This is a genomic window from Pedobacter sp. Leaf41, from assembly GCF_001422545.1.
Classification (GTDB): Bacteria; Bacteroidota; Bacteroidia; order Sphingobacteriales; family Sphingobacteriaceae; genus Pedobacter.
The window spans coordinates 442,323-458,790 of the sequence record NZ_LMLE01000006.1; the positions used below are offsets into that span (position 1 = coordinate 442,323).

General features: G+C 34.7%; 21 protein-coding genes. 20 read left to right on the forward strand and 1 reads right to left on the reverse strand.

All coding sequences use genetic code 11. The features are described 5' to 3' along the window. The first annotated feature begins 60 nt into the window (after positions 1-60). Positions 61-948: a DUF2268 domain-containing putative Zn-dependent protease gene (locus ASE92_RS09225; protein WP_056849804.1), complete on the forward strand. Its 888-nt coding sequence runs from the start codon at positions 61-63 to the stop codon at positions 946-948. Positions 949-1,369: 421 nt separating this feature from the next. Here the strand turns inward: ASE92_RS09225 and ASE92_RS21715 are convergent, their stop codons facing one another. Continuing rightward, the gene (locus ASE92_RS21715; RefSeq protein ID WP_082454998.1) at positions 1,370-1,603 is read right to left on the reverse strand and encodes a recombinase family protein; all 234 of its coding nucleotides are present in this window, start codon (positions 1,601-1,603) and stop codon (positions 1,370-1,372) included. A gap of 365 nt (positions 1,604-1,968) precedes the next feature. Here ASE92_RS21715 and ASE92_RS09230 point away from each other — a divergent pair, with 365 nt between their 5' ends. The 19 genes from ASE92_RS09230 to ASE92_RS09320 all read left to right on the forward strand — a co-directional run bounded on the left by ASE92_RS09230 (position 1,969) and on the right by ASE92_RS09320 (position 16,465). Beyond that, complete coding sequence (locus ASE92_RS09230; protein WP_056849805.1) at positions 1,969-2,424, forward strand: hypothetical protein; 456 nt, start codon at positions 1,969-1,971, stop codon at positions 2,422-2,424. Between the two features lie 298 nt (positions 2,425-2,722). After that, on the forward strand, positions 2,723-2,899 hold the full coding sequence (locus ASE92_RS09235; protein ID WP_157255698.1) for a hypothetical protein: 177 nt from the start codon (positions 2,723-2,725) through the stop codon (positions 2,897-2,899). A 556-nt stretch (positions 2,900-3,455) separates the two neighbouring features. Continuing rightward, on the forward strand, positions 3,456-3,725 hold the full coding sequence (locus ASE92_RS09240) for a hypothetical protein (protein ID WP_157255699.1): 270 nt from the start codon (positions 3,456-3,458) through the stop codon (positions 3,723-3,725). 1,096 nt (positions 3,726-4,821) lie between these two features. Continuing rightward, entirely contained in the window at positions 4,822-5,184 is a 363-nt protein-coding gene (locus ASE92_RS09245; protein ID WP_056849808.1) for a hypothetical protein, read from the forward strand. 215 nt (positions 5,185-5,399) lie between these two features. Next, positions 5,400-6,341, forward strand: coding sequence for an AraC family transcriptional regulator (locus ASE92_RS09250; protein WP_056849809.1), 942 nt, complete (start codon positions 5,400-5,402; stop codon positions 6,339-6,341). Positions 6,342-6,425: 84 nt separating this feature from the next. After that, complete coding sequence (locus tag ASE92_RS09255; protein WP_056849810.1) at positions 6,426-7,184, forward strand: SDR family NAD(P)-dependent oxidoreductase; 759 nt, start codon at positions 6,426-6,428, stop codon at positions 7,182-7,184. A 263-nt stretch (positions 7,185-7,447) separates the two neighbouring features. Then, positions 7,448-7,660, forward strand: a complete 213-nt coding sequence (locus ASE92_RS09260; RefSeq protein ID WP_056849811.1) for a hypothetical protein — start codon at positions 7,448-7,450, stop codon at positions 7,658-7,660. 494 nt (positions 7,661-8,154) lie between these two features. Then, a complete protein-coding gene (locus ASE92_RS09265) occupies positions 8,155-8,649 on the forward strand; it encodes a hypothetical protein (RefSeq protein ID WP_056849812.1) in 495 nt (164 codons plus the stop codon). Between the two features lie 54 nt (positions 8,650-8,703). Continuing rightward, positions 8,704-9,039 (forward strand): hypothetical protein, encoded by a 336-nt coding sequence (locus ASE92_RS09270; RefSeq protein WP_056849813.1) that lies wholly within the window; start codon positions 8,704-8,706, stop codon positions 9,037-9,039. 70 nt (positions 9,040-9,109) lie between these two features. Then, the gene (locus ASE92_RS09275) at positions 9,110-9,484 is read left to right on the forward strand and encodes a DUF1801 domain-containing protein (RefSeq protein ID WP_056849814.1); all 375 of its coding nucleotides are present in this window, start codon (positions 9,110-9,112) and stop codon (positions 9,482-9,484) included. Positions 9,485-9,516: 32 nt separating this feature from the next. Beyond that, positions 9,517-9,897, forward strand: a complete 381-nt coding sequence (locus ASE92_RS09280; protein WP_056849815.1) for a DoxX family membrane protein — start codon at positions 9,517-9,519, stop codon at positions 9,895-9,897. Positions 9,898-9,995: 98 nt separating this feature from the next. Continuing rightward, entirely contained in the window at positions 9,996-10,427 is a 432-nt protein-coding gene (locus ASE92_RS09285; protein ID WP_056849816.1) for a DUF2147 domain-containing protein, read from the forward strand. Between the two features lie 5 nt (positions 10,428-10,432). Then, positions 10,433-11,449, forward strand: a complete 1,017-nt coding sequence (locus tag ASE92_RS09290; RefSeq protein ID WP_056849817.1) for an oxidoreductase — start codon at positions 10,433-10,435, stop codon at positions 11,447-11,449. Positions 11,450-11,667: 218 nt separating this feature from the next. Then, positions 11,668-12,363, forward strand: coding sequence for an HAD family hydrolase (locus ASE92_RS09295; RefSeq protein ID WP_056849818.1), 696 nt, complete (start codon positions 11,668-11,670; stop codon positions 12,361-12,363). After that, complete coding sequence (locus ASE92_RS09300) at positions 12,360-13,196, forward strand: phosphoribosyltransferase family protein (RefSeq protein ID WP_056849819.1); 837 nt, start codon at positions 12,360-12,362, stop codon at positions 13,194-13,196. The genes ASE92_RS09295 and ASE92_RS09300 overlap by 4 nt, the downstream gene beginning before the upstream one ends. A gap of 3 nt (positions 13,197-13,199) precedes the next feature. After that, positions 13,200-13,754, forward strand: a complete 555-nt coding sequence (locus ASE92_RS09305) for a TerD family protein (protein ID WP_056849820.1) — start codon at positions 13,200-13,202, stop codon at positions 13,752-13,754. A gap of 4 nt (positions 13,755-13,758) precedes the next feature. Beyond that, complete coding sequence (locus ASE92_RS09310) at positions 13,759-14,373, forward strand: TerD family protein (RefSeq protein ID WP_056849821.1); 615 nt, start codon at positions 13,759-13,761, stop codon at positions 14,371-14,373. A gap of 20 nt (positions 14,374-14,393) precedes the next feature. Beyond that, positions 14,394-15,494, forward strand: coding sequence for a toxic anion resistance protein (locus tag ASE92_RS09315; protein ID WP_056849822.1), 1,101 nt, complete (start codon positions 14,394-14,396; stop codon positions 15,492-15,494). An 8-nt stretch (positions 15,495-15,502) separates the two neighbouring features. Next, the gene (locus ASE92_RS09320) at positions 15,503-16,465 is read left to right on the forward strand and encodes a hypothetical protein (RefSeq protein ID WP_056849823.1); all 963 of its coding nucleotides are present in this window, start codon (positions 15,503-15,505) and stop codon (positions 16,463-16,465) included. Positions 16,466-16,468 lie beyond the last annotated feature (3 nt).

Genomic DNA, 16,468 nt, shown 5'->3' on the forward strand with positions numbered 1-16,468 from the left:
TTGATTATTGAATACCTATTTTAGGTTTATGTCATCTTATCTTTGATTCACTCGATTAATATGAAAAATGCGCTATTAGCAATTTTTACCACTATAACTCTTTTCAATTTTTCCTCTGCGCAGTCCGTTTCTGATCCGCTTAAGGCATCATTCGTAACAAGTGATATAACTAACTTTTGGGAAGCGTTTGATAAGATTGATACTGAGCCACAGTCTAACCCTTTTGAAAACATCTATTTAAAACAAGGTTCCGCTGGTGTGCAAGCATTTACAAAAGGCAGAATAGAAAACGCAACGTCTCTGATGAACACAGTTCGAGAACGGAAGAATGACTATGAAAAAGCCAGGCTGAACAGCCTAAAAATGTTGGACAACGAGAAGCAATGCCGGGCGGCATTTATGGCGTTAAAATATCTTTATCCTGAAGCAGTCTATCCAAATATATATTTTGTGATTGGTAGATTTAATTCTGGGGGACACTCTAATCCAACAGGCTTAGTTATAGGAGCCGAAATGATTCAATCAGCCACAGTCCCCTATATGGTTGCCCATGAACTCATCCATTATCAACAGGATAGTATTCCCAAGAAAAACCTAGATCTACTGGCCGCTTGTATTAATGAAGGTAGTGCTGATTTCATAGGAGAACTTATTTCCGGTGGAGGGCCAAATAAGCAGACACATAATTATGGCAATGCTAATGAAGCTAAATTATGGTTGGAGTTCAAGCAAATCATGAATGATAGGGAGGATAGCCATGATTGGATGTATAACTATAAACCTAAAAATGGTTATCCTCCTGATCTAGGTTATTGGATCGGATATAAAATTACAGAATCCTATTACAACAAGGCATCCGATAAGAAAAAAGCTATTTCAGATATCCTTCACATAAAAGACTTTAGAAAGTTCCTAGATGAGAGTGGATATGCGTCAAAGTTTAAATAAAAAAAGTGTGTGTAATTTTTGGTTAAACCAATTGTCCGTTTTTTGATACTTAACATATCTCAAAACATTCAGAAAGCTATATATTTAACACATACCTGATACCAAATCCCTCAATGACAACAACTCGTACAGTTGGATTATGCCTTATCTTATTAGGCATAGTCATGTTTTTTTTCGGAGTATCTATGTTTACTTACCAAGGAAACAATTTAAATTCTTTAGTAAATAAAGCGGGGATGTATTCTTTTGTTCTTTGGTTACCTACCATAGTTACCGGCATTATTTTAATAATTATTGGTCGACGCAGAAGTTAGATTGTTAGAGGAAATGTTATTGAATCATTAGCAATGATATCGAGCATATTAATATCTGAAACGTCCACACCATCAGCAGAAATATTTTGGCTTTATTTAAAATTTCCTCATTCTCTTTCATACTCGGCTAATGAAGCCATTGTCGATGTATCTACCCCATTGGTTAAACCTTTGATAACAATTCCCGCTTCGCTTAGCCTTAAAACCAAATCGATAATGTGTTTTAAGCTTCTTATTAAACGGTCTAATCTCCAAATAACTAGTTCATCACCTTTTTGAAGTTGAACAAATCGTCTTATCGGATTCGCTACTAATCGCCGGCGCTCCGGAAATTGTCTTATTTTAAATTACATCACATTCAGCCTGACGAAGTGCTTAAATCCATTATTTAACTTGTTTCTTTACTAGAAATTCTGGCGCAGCCTATCTTCATTTTTGTATCACTAAAAGCGTTATTTGTAAATAAAATAGACTTTGTTTTATGATACAAGTTTTTGGGAAGCTGGGGTTTTAGAATATTGATTAAATCCTAGACAGATTTTAAAATCTCATAAAACCACCGGTTTTCAATTTTGAGGAATTACGCTAGTATGACAGAAAAAATTACTGGAATTTCGGGCATCGCTCTATAGATTGTGGATGGAGGCCTAATGGATCAGGTAACGATTACAAATATTAGTATGACTGGTGTACAAACGCCAATTTTATGAGATTGGGTAGTCGAAAAAATCCTACAGGAAGCCTAAAGAATGTCATCATCAGCAATGTGATTGCTACTTCTCATAGTCGCATTTCTAGCACTATTGCAGGTTTGCCAGGTTTTGATATCGAGAATGTTGTTTTGAGAGATATTTTTGTGAGCAGTGTGGGTGGTGGTACTAAAGAAGATGCTGATCGCAAGGTGCCGGAAAGTGAAAAGGAGTATCTAGAGAACCGTATGTTTGGCTGGAGTTTGCCTGCATCTGGGTTGTTTATCCGCCATGCAAAAAATATCACAATAGATAATTTTCAGCTTAGCCTACACCAACCAGATTTGCTCCCAATGATTTATTTAGACGATGTGAAACAGCTTAAAGCAACCAATATTAAACAAGATGGCGTTTACATTGATAGCAAGTTGGTGCGTATGGTAAATTCTGAAAGCAGTGTAGTTAATCCATAACGATACCTCACTCTCTATTAGTTTAGTATTAAGGTAACACAAATTTTTTGAAGTTTTATCTTTCAGGGGCTGCTTATTACGTATTAAGGGGATCTTTAAGGATAACTATATTATATCCTAATCTATTATAAGAATCAGCAGTTCTGATAATAGATCCCTTCATACTGCTGAATAAACCAGAATAGAATAACCCCATCTCACCAGAAATATATTTGTTGTAAATTATTGCTTGTCTTTGTTTTAGTATTTTGGCGAAGAGGGGTCAATTGAATTGGTTTTTCCAGCGTATGGCGGCAAGATGGAAAATGATGCAGATTTGATTAATACGGGTATCTATGCTGACGTTAAATGGCATAGCGTGGTAGCCGTAAATACGGCTGGTAAAACTCATGCTTCCCGATTCAATGATGCACCGGTTGATGGAAGTACTGCTGGTGTAATTAACCGAGTTCTCTTTGTAGATCGCCAGACATAGATTGCTGTTGGGGAAAGTGGTGTAGTTGACCTGGCTGCTATCTGACTTCCTTAAGAATAGAAAATACTGCACATATCTCTTTAAGCTTTCGCTGAGTGGTTTAATAATTACTGTTTCCATTTATTTTCTATGCGATTAAAAACTTTGGTGATATCTCAGTTTTGATCCAGGTTTTAGCTCCAATCGTTTTGCCGTCCATATGTTGTTTGCTATCCGATTTTTCACTGAGTAAATCCCATTATGGTTAAAACTCAGCGGTAGGACCCATGCCTCTGATGATGAAAATTCTTTTTCGGCTTTCGCAGGAATCAGAACTATGACTAAAATCTCCTGATGTTATGATTATGGAAGATATCAAAGTTGCACTGGCCATCTGTCAAAGTTAATAAAATATAATTTATATCACATATATGTGATATAAATTATTTATACTTGTGCTATGGCTTTTCATCGCGTTAGACCGCAGATTCACTGGATTGCAATTACAGGTATTGATTAGCCGTATTATTTATCAATGCAAATACTAAATGTTAAACATAAATTCAAATCACAAATCATGAAAAAAGTCATCTTATCAGCAATTTTTGCTTTTTCAGCACTAGCTTTTTTGCCAACTTCCTCAAAAGCACAAACTACTCCGAAAGCTCCAAGTACTTCCGGAGCTCAGAGTACAGCAAACAGGGCCATGTCCGCGCCTGAACCAACTAATGCATTAGCTGCATGGTCTGAGGCATACCAATATGCAATGTCACATAACTTTGGATTACAAGATTCTCTGTGGTATGCAAATGCAAGGATGAAGGTTTGGATTAATAGTCATAGCTAAGTTTCTCTCAAAAGGTAGCAAGATAACACCTCGCTACCTTTTTCCAAATAATTCATAAGGGTCGAATTCTACGGCTTTAATCCACGATATGATTTTAGGGTTAGTCTGCAATGTTCCTAGGTTCGTTTGCAGTGGATAGTCAGTTTTCTTATCATGACTATAGAATAGATTATCCGATTTGAGAGCATTCTCTCATCAGAATCGTTTAGCGGTCAATAGCCAGATTCAACTTAAATTTTTAATAGATTTTTTTTTAGTAGCACTTCTACCTCAATTTATTATCTTTTGCTTATTGAATTCCTTGCTCATCAGCGTTTCTACACTTGAGCTATGCTTATTGATGAGGATCAATTTTGTTCCCAAAGTGAAATGCCTTCAGGAACATAACCGCAATTCTCTCGGCAATTGACAATGCCATCCCAACCTTCCACATTCGCAGCAGTGCCGGAAGGAAAGTCTGTTAATGTACTCAAAGGCGTAGTTGCCTAAACAAGTCTAGAGATCAAGATAGGAAAATAGCCTTTGGAATCTATTTTACTAGCCCACAATTCTATATCATTTCTATCAATCAGTCTCATCGAATGTATAATCTTTGACTATGCTATAAAAAAGAAGTGATATTAGGGACCTAATTATCTGCTATTCTACCAATCACTTCTCAATTATTTTCAATAGAGAAAGGTGCGTTTATATAGGTAGCTTTAAGCATTGAGTTCGGCTATCTCTCACTTAAATAAGCTGTATTTTTTTGTACTTTGAAATACTGTTTTAATCAATTTATCCGAAAAATCATTTGAATTACTGGCCATCGTTGTATCCAAATACGCATTACTTATAATTTTTCATATTTGCCAAATTATTTGTTCTATTATCATCTGGTCAAGGTGACCTAATCTAAAATCACCTTGATTTTTGACGTCGGATTAAATGAGTTTTTTCTCTCCAAATCTCGATTATAGGCTCAATAAGCAACAAAAAGCGATTTAAATGTTTAATGTATTTTTGCTAATCGGTGCTTTTTTTTAATGTAAAACCCTGTAAATTAAATATCTACAGGGCTTTTTTCCTAAATCTTTTTAAGATAGATTATTTGATTATGAAAATCGATAAATTAAGACATGACCTCTTAGTACTACTTTCAGCAAAAAGCTTAGCTTCTATTAATGAAGGGAATAAAGATATTTTTGTCGAAAGATCAAGAATCATAGAATTTCTGGGTAATGATGGGAAGAGGTGGCCACTTATTCTTTCAGAACTACTAGAAGCTGACGAAATCAAGGTGTATAATACTAATGGCCAAAACGGATTCTTTTCAACGGATTTGGGCAACATGGCTTATTCTAATAAAAAATATCTACTTCGGCACCAAAATTTGATGATTAATAGGGCAAAAAACTTCATGCAAATTGCTATCCCATTATTAAGCTTTATGATTACCGTTTGTATTGGTAATGTCTGAAATAAGACTGGATAGAAAGAATACACAATTAATGATTTATTAATTAGGATCTCTAAAATAGAAGACATAAAAAAAATAATCCCTGACAAGCTGCAAAGGCTTGAAAGATATTCAACCTCAATTATCCTGATAACAATTTTTGCAGATACTTAAAAAGCATAAGACTTTATCGTAATTTATATTCCAAACACTTATCTTTGATTTTTACAAATAAAATGAACTCCATCACGATCAAAGAATTTTATCAGGATATATTGGGAGAAAGCTGTCCTGATATAAATCAATTTCTAACGGATAACATTCATAAAGATGTCGGCCATTTCAATGTTTTTGATATTTCAGAAATTGCCAAGACCTGCACCTCGAAAACAGGTGTGCCTTACAATAAGAGAACTTATTACAAGATAAGCTTGATTAGTGGGCAAAATAGAGTGGAATATGCAGACAAAACGGTGGTGATTGACGATTGCGCTGTGCTGTTTGCTTCTCCTAAAATCCCTTATAACTACACCCATCTTCGTACAGATCAATCTGGGCATTTTTGCGTTTTTACCAAAGATTTTCTTCCTGCCTCAAAGATTGGATTAGAACTCGACAATCTGCCTGTTTTTTCGCCGCAAAGCGATTTCGTCTATCAAATATCAACAGAACAGTATCAAAAATTTGAAGCTGTTTTCTTAAAAATGCATGAGGAGATACAATCTGATTATATTTATAAGTACGATTTGTTAAGGAACTATCTGATGGAGCTGATTCATTTTGGGCAAAAATTAAAGCCTATTCTGCCGGTAGAAAACATTAAAACTGCCGCTTCGAGAACCACAACCTTATTTATCGAGCTATTGGAAAGACAGTTTCCGATTGAAAATATTAGTCAAATCTTAAAATTAAAAACCCCAGCAGATTTCGCTGGGATTTTAGGCGTTCATATCAATCACCTTAACAGAGTTTTGAAAGATACCACAGGTAAAACCACCGGCGAAATCATCGGCAGTCGCATTTTTAGAGAAGCTAAAATTTTGCTTACACAAACTTCCTGGAATGTTTCTGAAATTGCCTTTACATTAGGATTTGAAGAGGTAGCACATTTCTCAAATTTTTTCAAGAAATATGGAAACCAATCGCCACAACATTTCAGAGAATTAGCTATTGTTTGATTTTCGCAAATTTTCGTTTGATTTGTACAAACACCTCATTGGCTTTGTTGATGATCTTTGTTATAGTAATTAAAACGAAATAAAATGACAAGTAAAATAGCTTTAGTAACAGGTGCCAGCCGCGGGTTGGGTAAAGATTCGGTTATCGCATTAGCAAATAGAGGATTTGATATTATTCTAACCTATCAAACAAAGAAAGAATCTGCTGACGAAGTAGTAAAAGAAATCGAAGCATTAGGGCAAAAAGCATTTGCATTACATTTGGATATCTCTTCAACTGCTGGATTTAATCAGTTTGTTTCGGAGGTAAAAAATCTTTTAGATACCCAATTTTCTTCAGCAAAATTAGATGCGTTAGTAAATAATGCCGGAATCGGAATTAACGAGAGTTTCGAAACTACAACTGAAGAAACATTGGATGCAATGACAAATATCCATTTTAAAGGGCCTTATTTCTTAACGCAAAAGTTATTGCCTTTATTAAATGATGGAAGCAGCGTGGTGAATACTTCTTCTGGGTTGGCAAGGTTCTCTTTTGCAGGTTATTCAGCTTATGGCGCAATGAAAGCGGCTATTGATTCATTATCAAGATATCAGGCTGTAGAATTGGGAAGCAGAAAAATCAGAGTGAATTCTATCGCTCCTGGAGCTATCGAAACAGATTTCGGAGGAGGTGCCGTTCGTGACAGTGCAGAATATAACCAGCTTATTTCTTCACAAACTGCCTTAGGAAGAGTTGGTTTGCCTGGTGATATTGGAAGCGTTGTTGCATTTCTTTGCTCAGATGATTCAAAATGGATTAATGCACAGAGAATTGAAGTATCTGGTGGATTCAGAGCTTAATTCCATCTAACACATATCGAAAAACCCATTTAACAAATTTGTTGAATGGGTTTTTGCATTTACAAAGATTGTTTGATGAATACCCATTAATAATTTATCTAATTTTTTTGTGAGATTAAAATATAGAGACACATTATGCAAAATTTAATGTATGATGGGATTATCCATTTAAATTTTAAGGCAGCAAAATCTTATTGATATTGCAGCATATGTTTTAATGTTGAGTTTAAAAGTTAGTTTTGTATACTAACCGAATATATTTTATGAGCAATCTGTCTGATCCAAAATCTGAAAATGGGGTAAATAGGGTAGAAAATGAGCATAAGAATTTTGATGATTATTATCAATCAACCTCAAAACGAAAATTTGAAGGTTGGCCAATTATTTGGATTTTACTTGTACTTCTTGTAGTATTTCTAATTCTGTACTATACAGGAACAACCACGAGTATTTTAAAGTGGATTGATGGGAAGTAATCGATCTGATTTTGGATAGCTGTAATCCAGGTATGACTATTCAATTTTAATTAGATACTTGATGAGCGTTAATTTAGATTGGAATGTATTAAAATTTTTCGTCTTCGCTGGGAATTTGTTCAGCTGAGAAATAACAATATAACATAAGTCCAAAAGATAATATGTAAAATGCTGCGGTGATAATTAGGAAAGTGCTCATAATGTTGATTATTTGGTTAGTGTAATTATAACATTAAGTTATGATAAATATTATAGTAGAAACGTTAAATAATCTCAATAATTATAAACATTTCCAAAAATAATGTTGAAAACTGTTTACTTAGTTGATTTGTTATTCTAGCATCTACTTGAACATTCGCCGTAATTATTCTTAAATTGTCTTATTTGTAGAAGTTCGCCTGTCTGATTTACCCCCTTAATATGACCTAAATAGCAACACTTCAATTTTATAGTATTGGCTAATTTTATTTTGTCATTAATAAAGGAATTTAATTATGAGTGTAGAGCCAAAATGCAGCAAACTTTATGGTTTTATGGTGCTATATGAAATGCAGACCGATTTTCTTTTAAGAGCGCTAGACGGAATCAAGGAAACAGATGCGCAAAAACGGTTGGATACGAAAGCAAACCACATCGCTTGGATAACGGGGAGTGTGGTTTCTGGTCGCTATTATCTTGCAAGCTTATTGGGTATAGATGCTGAATTTTTAACAGGTGAACTTTTTAAAGATAACCACGGCATAATTGATGACGCTACTTATCCTTCACTAGCTGATTTTAAAAGAGATTGGAAATCGATTTCATCCTTGCTGCATGATGCATTGATTAATGCATCAGAAGAAAAATTGAATCAAAAAATAGAAATGCCAGGCATGGAAATGACTTTGTTTGATATGATTAGTTTTACCAGCTATCGCGAAGCCAATTGCATCGGACAAATAGCACTATGGAGAAGGTTGCTGGGCTACGCAGGAATGAGTTATATGTAATTGTTAGCTAAAATTGCACTTGTTTGCATCAATTGAATTCAAAAGATAACTTTAATGAGGAACAAAAAACTGGAGCTTTTACAGCCCTTTGTAGGAAATTGGACTACCCAGGGGCGAACAGTTGATGGAAAAAGCATTATTGGTACCGACGTGTATAAATGGATAGACGGTGCTTTTTTTATGATACATTATGTGGATGTCAATCTTGCGGATGTGAAAACTAGCTCGGTAGAAATTATTCATTATGATGAGTTGGAAGATGTTTTCAGGACACAAGCCTTTGGAAGTGATGGGTCAATATCAATATCTACAATAAAATATTTGATAACATCATTCTCATTTTTGCCGATAGTGAGCGTTTTCAGGGTAAATTTAAGCTTAATAAAATAGAAGGTACTTGGGAACAAAGAGTTAATGGAGAGTGGCAGCATTGGATGGATATTCAACTAACAAAGACATCATGCCGTTAAAGAAACTTAGTTTACGTGGCAAAGCCGAAGTTGATGAATTTATCAACCAGTTGAATCATCCTTATAAAGAAGAAATATTGTTGTTGCGTTCCATCATAATCAATGCTAACAGCAATATAGCGGAAAGGGTAAAATGGAATGCGCCAAGCTTTTATAGCAAAAAGGATATGGCTGCGTTTAATCTTAGGGCCAAGGGATATGTTCAAATTATATTTATCTTTCACGATGGCAAAATGATTGAAGATCCATCGTTTTTACAAGGAAGTTGGAAAGATAGAAGAGAAGCTCGGTTTTATGGTGTGGAAGACATCAAAATGAAGCGATCTGCATTGGAGCAGTTTGTAAACGACTGGTTAAGTTTATAAAACAGGCCACATAAAACTTAATAAACTAAAACATGAAAATTGCAGTAATTACTATCCGCGTATTATTAGGAGGCATGTATATTTTTGCTTCAGTACCAGTTCTATTTAATATTTCAATGGGCGAAATGCCCAAAATGACGGCTGATCAAACCACCTTTATGTCGGGAATTATGGTAGCGAAATACTTATTTCCTTTAATTAAAGTTACAGAGTTAATAGCTGGCCTGATGTTATTGATAGGAAGAACGGCACCATTAGCAGCAATAATTATTTTTCCAATAACCTTAAATATTTTCTTATATCATGCTTTTTTAGGCCCTAAAGAATTGCCTATTGTTGGTGTAATGTTATTATTTAACTTGTTTTTATTCTACGCTTACTGCCAAAAATATTTGCCCATCATTTCGAAATAATATTTTCCCTTATTAAAACTTTCTCATACTTTTTTGCTTTATTTATTGTTTCAATATAAAAGATGATTAATTATCTTTAAACTAACTGATAATAAAATATGAGAAAATTTCCCTTTTTGCTGCTGCTTTTTGTGGCGGTTTCATTTTCAGCTTTTGCGCAAAGCAAAGATGCTATAGTTGGTAAATGGCTTAATTCATCTGGCGAAGGACAAATAGAGATCTTCAAAAAAGGAGATAAATATTATGGAAAATTGGCCTGGATGAAAGAACCAAATCTAAATGGAAAACCAAAGTTAGATGCTAGAAATCCGGATGCTGGTTTGCAAAAAAGACCATTGCTTAATTTAGAGATTTTGAAAAACTTTGTTTATGAAGATGGCAAGTGGACTGATGGTACGATATACGATCCAAAAAGTGGTAAAACTTATAGCTGTAACATGACTTTAAAAGGAAATGATGTGTTAAACGTTCGCGGTTATGTAGGAATTTCACTACTTGGACGTTCGGAAACCTTTAGAAGAGTAAAATAGTTAAGATGAAAAAAATTTTATGGTGCCTTTTAATGGCACCTTTTTTTTGCGCTGCACAATCGTATTATTTGAAACCACTAAATGAAAACACCAAAACCAGTTTACGTGGCTTAAGTGTGGTAAGTGATAAGATAATTTGGGTAAGTGGAAGCAATGGATCAGTTGGAAAAACTATTGATGGTGGTAAAAACTGGCAATGGATTGAACCAAAGGGATACGAAAAACTTGATTTTAGAGATATTGAAGCCTTTGACGATAAACAAGCTATTATTGTCAACGCAGGTTCACCGGCTTACGTTTTAAAAACAATTGATGGCGGCACAAATTGGACTGGACATTATAAAAACGTAGATTCTGCCATTTTTTTGGATGGATTAGGATTTTGGGACAAAAACAAAGGCATTATTTTTGGCGATCCGATCAAGAATAAAATGCAGCTACTCAAAACTGTAGATGCGGGGAAAACCTGGCACGATATATCTTCTAATTTAAAAGTATCCTTAGCAAAAGGTGAGGCTGGTTTTGCTGCAAGTGGAAGCACCATTAAAACCTTAGCGGGTGGCAAAGTTTGGATCTCTACAGGCGGAATGGTTTCTAATATTTATTATTCTGATGATTACGGTCGAAATTGGAATGTATTTAAATGCCCAATTTTGCAAGGTAAAGAAACTACAGGTCCATTTTCTATGGATCTCTATAATTCAAAAGTAGGTGTTGTTGTAGGCGGCGATTATGTTCAGGATAAAATAAACACTAACAATGTGTTGCTTACCAGTGATGGTGGCCAAACTTGGGAAAAGCCTATTACACCTGTCTTTGGTTATCGATCTGGCGTAACTTACATTAATGCAAAGACGCTGGTAGCTACAGGCACATCAGGTACCGATTTATCCGTTGATGGCGGTAAGAATTGGAAACATATTTCTGATCAGAGTTTCAACACTGTTCAAAAAGGTAAAAAAGGCAAGGCTATTATTTTGACTGGAGAAAAAGGATCTGTCTATCAGTTAAGCCTAAATTAAATTATTGTTAAACTGTAACAGAAGGGCCAATCTTCGTTCTAAACGGTATAATAAATTTTTGGTTAAGTGCATTTAAGTTCAATAATTTTGTTTCTTTGCTCTATCTAAATATCAAAAACAAAGCTTATCTGTGATAAAACTTACAATCAAATATTTCTAGTTCTACGATCAATTTTGTAATATTAGAATTTTATAACACAGATTAGGAAATAGGCGCAATGGCTTTTTACAAACATTATTCATTCGATCTTTGGTTAACGTTGATTAAATCAAACCCAACGTTTAAACTCGAAAGAACCAGGTACTTTCATGCGAAGTTTAATGCTAAGCAAAAAAGTATTGATGAGGTGGGTGCTATTTTTCGCCAGGTAGATTTGATGGTAAATGCCATTAACGAAAAAACCGGTAAAAATGTTGATGCTGATGAAATGTACCTCATGGTGATTAGCATGATCAACGATTTCAGTTTCGAATTTAACGAGGTAGATTTAGAGAAGATTTACAATGATATGGAAGAGCTGCTTTTTGAACACATGCCGCTTGTATATTGTGAAAATTGTTTGCCCGTTCTTTCTCAAATAAAAGAAAGCAACTTAAGTTCTACCAATATTTTAAGTAATACCGGATTCATCAAAGGTAACACCTTAAAAAAGGTGCTCCATCATTTACAAATAGATCAATTTATCGATTTTCAATTGTATTCTGATGAGGTACGGCTATCAAAACCAAACCATAAATTTTTCGAATTGATGTTAAACAACATTGATAGAAGCAAACATCCCGAACTTGATTTAAAACACATTATTCATGTTGGGGATAATCCGCATGCTGATATTCGGGGCGCTAATGCAATGGGTATACAAAGTATGTTGATCAACTCCAATAATCAATCTATTTTAACGTTACTTTCATGATTCCTTACACGTACTCACTTCACAAAATTGATAACACAGCCGATTTTGGCTTCAATCCCGATCATTACAGTCGCTTTAAATTTGGTGATAACTTCATTGCAAAATCGTTTGGTAAGGATTTAGCAGATGGATTTATTAAATATTACCTGGCTGATAATTTGATTACTGATCAAATTGTAGTCATTTCAAGTCCGTATAGCTTTATTCCCACAGCTACCTTTGCAATGAAAAACTATTTCGTTTCTCAGCTAAATCGCTGGTTGGTAGAAAACGGCGGCTTACAGGTACAAGAAACCAAAGTGCATAGAACGGTTACTTACAAGGAAGATTACGGCGAGCTAAGTGCTGAAGAACGTTTAAGCCTGATCGGTAATGATTCTTTTCATATTGATAAAGATTTTCTTGTTGGGAAAACCTTATTATTTCTAGATGATATCAGGATAACGGGTAGCCATGAGCGAATGATTTTGAAAATGGCTAAAGAGTATGGCCTATCAAATGAAATGCATATGCTCTACTTTGCCGAGCTGGTGAATAAAAACATTCATCCAAACGTAGAGAATTTCTTAAATTACCACCAAATCAAGTCGATTTTCGATTTAGAGGAAATTATCGATGGAGGGGATTTTTGTTTCAACACCAGGATTGTTAAATACATTCTCAATACCGCTTCAGAAAGTTTTAGCATCTTCCTCCAACGTAGAAATGGCAATTTTATAAACGAATTGTACGATTTGGCACTAGGAAACGGCTATCATACCATAGAAGCTTACGCTAAAAATTTACATCAAATTAAAGATTACATCAAAAATAACAACTATAAATTAATTTAAGATATGGCTATTAACTTGCAAAAAGGACAAAGAGAAAACATTGATGCACCTAAATTTACAATCGGTTTAGGCTGGGATACCAACAGCTCTTCAACTGGTGCTGCATTCGATTTAGATGCCTCTATTTTTATTTTAAACGATCAGAAAAAACTGGTTTCTGACGAAAACTTTGTTTTCTACAACAACTTAACTTCTCCTGATGGAGCAGTGGAACATACAGGCGATAACTTAACTGGTGATGGCGACGGTGATGATGAACAAGTGAAAGTAGATTTGACTAAAATTGATCCAAGAGTAAGCGAAATTTGTGTGGTGGTTACTATTCACGATGCTGAAACGAGAAGACAAAACTTTGGTCAGGTAAGAAACTCTTTTGTAAGAATATTCGATGCCACAACCAATGAGGTGATTTTGAAGTATGAATTAGAAGAAGATTTTTCAATCGAAACAGCAGTTGAGTTTGGCAGAATTTACAAACGTGAAGGCAAATGGAAATTTGAAGCGGTTGGAATGGGTATGAAAGGTGGTTTACAGGATTATTTAAACAAATATCAATAAAATTATGGCAATCAATCTTCAAAAAGGTCAGCGAATCAATTTAGAAAAATCAAACGGAAGCAAGCTGCAAAATGTTTGTGTTGGTATTAACTGGGGCGCTATTGAAAAGAAAGGAATGTTTGGTTTCGGTTCATCAAAAGAAGCCGTAGATTTAGATGCCAGCTGTGTTTTATATAACGACAGCAAGCAACTTCTAGAGGTGGTTTATTTCGGTAACTTAAAATCTAAAAACGGATCGGTAAAGCACAGTGGCGATGATTTAACTGGCGACATGGGTGGCGACGATGGCCTGGATAACGAAGTAATTACTTTGGATTTAGCTCAATTGGATGCCAATGTTAATTACGCAGCTTTTGTTTTAAATAGCTTTAGAGGACATGACTTTGGTACTATTCCATTTGCTTCTATCCGTATTTACGAAGGCACCAGCAAACGTGTAAATGAGGTTTTCGCTACTTACGATATTGCGAATGACGCTGCCTTTAAAGGCTCAGTATCTATGGTTATGGGCGTTTTCTACAAAAAAAATGGCGAATGGAAATTCAATGCTATCGGAGAACCAACCCGGGATAAAAAATTAGAAGAAACGGTTAAAACTGTAACTCAAAACTATTTATAGTTTACAGCTTAAATATAACTATGGAAACCAACCCAAACGAAGCGATCCCGAATTTAACGCCAGTTAAACTGGATAAAGATGGCAATGTAAATCTCGAAGTAATTACCACTGAAGAAACTGCAAAATATAGAGAGATTGCAAAATCTTTAGAACCATCTGATGTGAATTCCATTTTAAATTATGGAAGTGAAGCACAAAATTCGATGGAGAAATACAGTAACGATTTCTTAGCATCGGTAAGAACTTACAACAGTGGTGAAGTGGGCGGTCTTATTAACGAACTGCTTACCGAACTGAACTATATTGATGTTTCTGAACTGGAGCAAAGTGGCTTCAAAAGTTTTATCTCTCGCATTCCATTTTTAAAAAATCTGGTCGTTGATGTGAAAAAACTGTTTCAGAAATATGATGTAGTGGTTAATAATATTGATAAGATCACCAACAAAATCAAAGCTGGTCGATTAAACTCAATTAAAGACAATACCGCTTTGCAAACCATGTTTGATAGCAATGTAAGCTACATCAAACAAATGGAAGATTTGATTATTTCTGGTCAGTTGCGATACAACGAACTGCAGCTTAAACTTGCCGAAATGGAAGGCAGATCTGCAGATTACCAAGATTATGAGATAGCTGATTTGAGAGATTTTACCAGCCGCCTAGATAAACGTTTGGCGGATATGAAAATTGTTCGTTTCATTATGTTACAGTCTCTGGCTCAGATTAGGGTAGTGCAAAATAACAATACATCAATTGCAGAAAAAGCACAATCTATTGTTTCTACAACTATTCCGGTTTGGAAAAACCAATTAACCATTGCGGTTGCGCTACAAAGGCAAAAAGCCAATGTAGAAATGCAAAAGAAAGTTTCGGATACAACAAATACCATTTTGCAGAAGAATGCAGAGATGTTAAAACAAAATAGTATCGATGTTGCTAAAGAAAACGAAAAAACTGTTGTTTCTTTGGAGACCTTAAAAATGACAACCTCTTCGTTAATCGAAACATTAAACGAAGTGAAACAGATTCATGAAGCTGGAGCACAAAGCAGAAAAGTGCTTGATGGTGAATTGAAAACTTTAGAAGCAGAGTTGAAAAAGAACGTGACGAGGGTGAGCTAAACTAAACTATGGATGAATACCGTTTAAATATTTTAAATAAATCAAACGCAGAGATCAACCGTTTACAGTTGCTCTCTGCGTTTTTTGATGATGAAATTATTTATAAAATCTTCTTAAGAACGCAGGTTATTCATCAACTATTTTCCAATAATGAAGATTTGGAAATAGAAAAACTCGATCTTTTTCATTTACAATTTACAGATAGTGTTATTGCCTTACTTCGGAAAATTAAGAAAAGCAATGAGAAAAATGTGGCCTTAATTTATGATGAAATTGACCTGAATGAAGCCTTGATCGATAAAATTTCAGCCTCGCTCGATGATAAAAATAAATTCACGCAAGATAGACAGAAGCAAACACTAAAAGTAAACCAATCGCTTAGGCGACTCTATAACAATCTCTCTGATCTAAGTACTGATTTTCCATTTTCGAAAAATATTAACGTATTCAGTGCCAAGTATGCAAACGATTATTATTTCGATTTAACAGCCGAACAGTTATCGCAACTGGTGGATTATCAAGGCAAAAATGTTTATTCGAATGCATACGCCGTGATTGAAAAGAAATTAATGGGAAGACTTTGTAAGTTCGATTTTAGAACAGAGTTTCATCTGGGTTTAAAATCTGGCGAATTAATTATCGAGGTATATAAGTTTTTGGATAACAAGACTTATTTTCTGTTTTATCCCAGCAGAAATCTGTTCCTGATATGTGATTTGTCAGTTTTTAAAGATCTCGATACGTCCAACAATCTTTCAGAACGGGAAAGAATTGTTCAGGAATTAGAATACAAAAATGATAAGTTGAAAAGTAATGCTGCGGTGATGAAAACGGCCATGTCTAAAGATGTGCAAGATTTATTAGAAAGCAGCTACCAGAAAATTTCTGATATCAACTTTCTAAATCACCTCAATAATTTCGATGTACAATCGAATATTTTAAAAGAAATGCTACGTACAGATCTTTTCTAAACC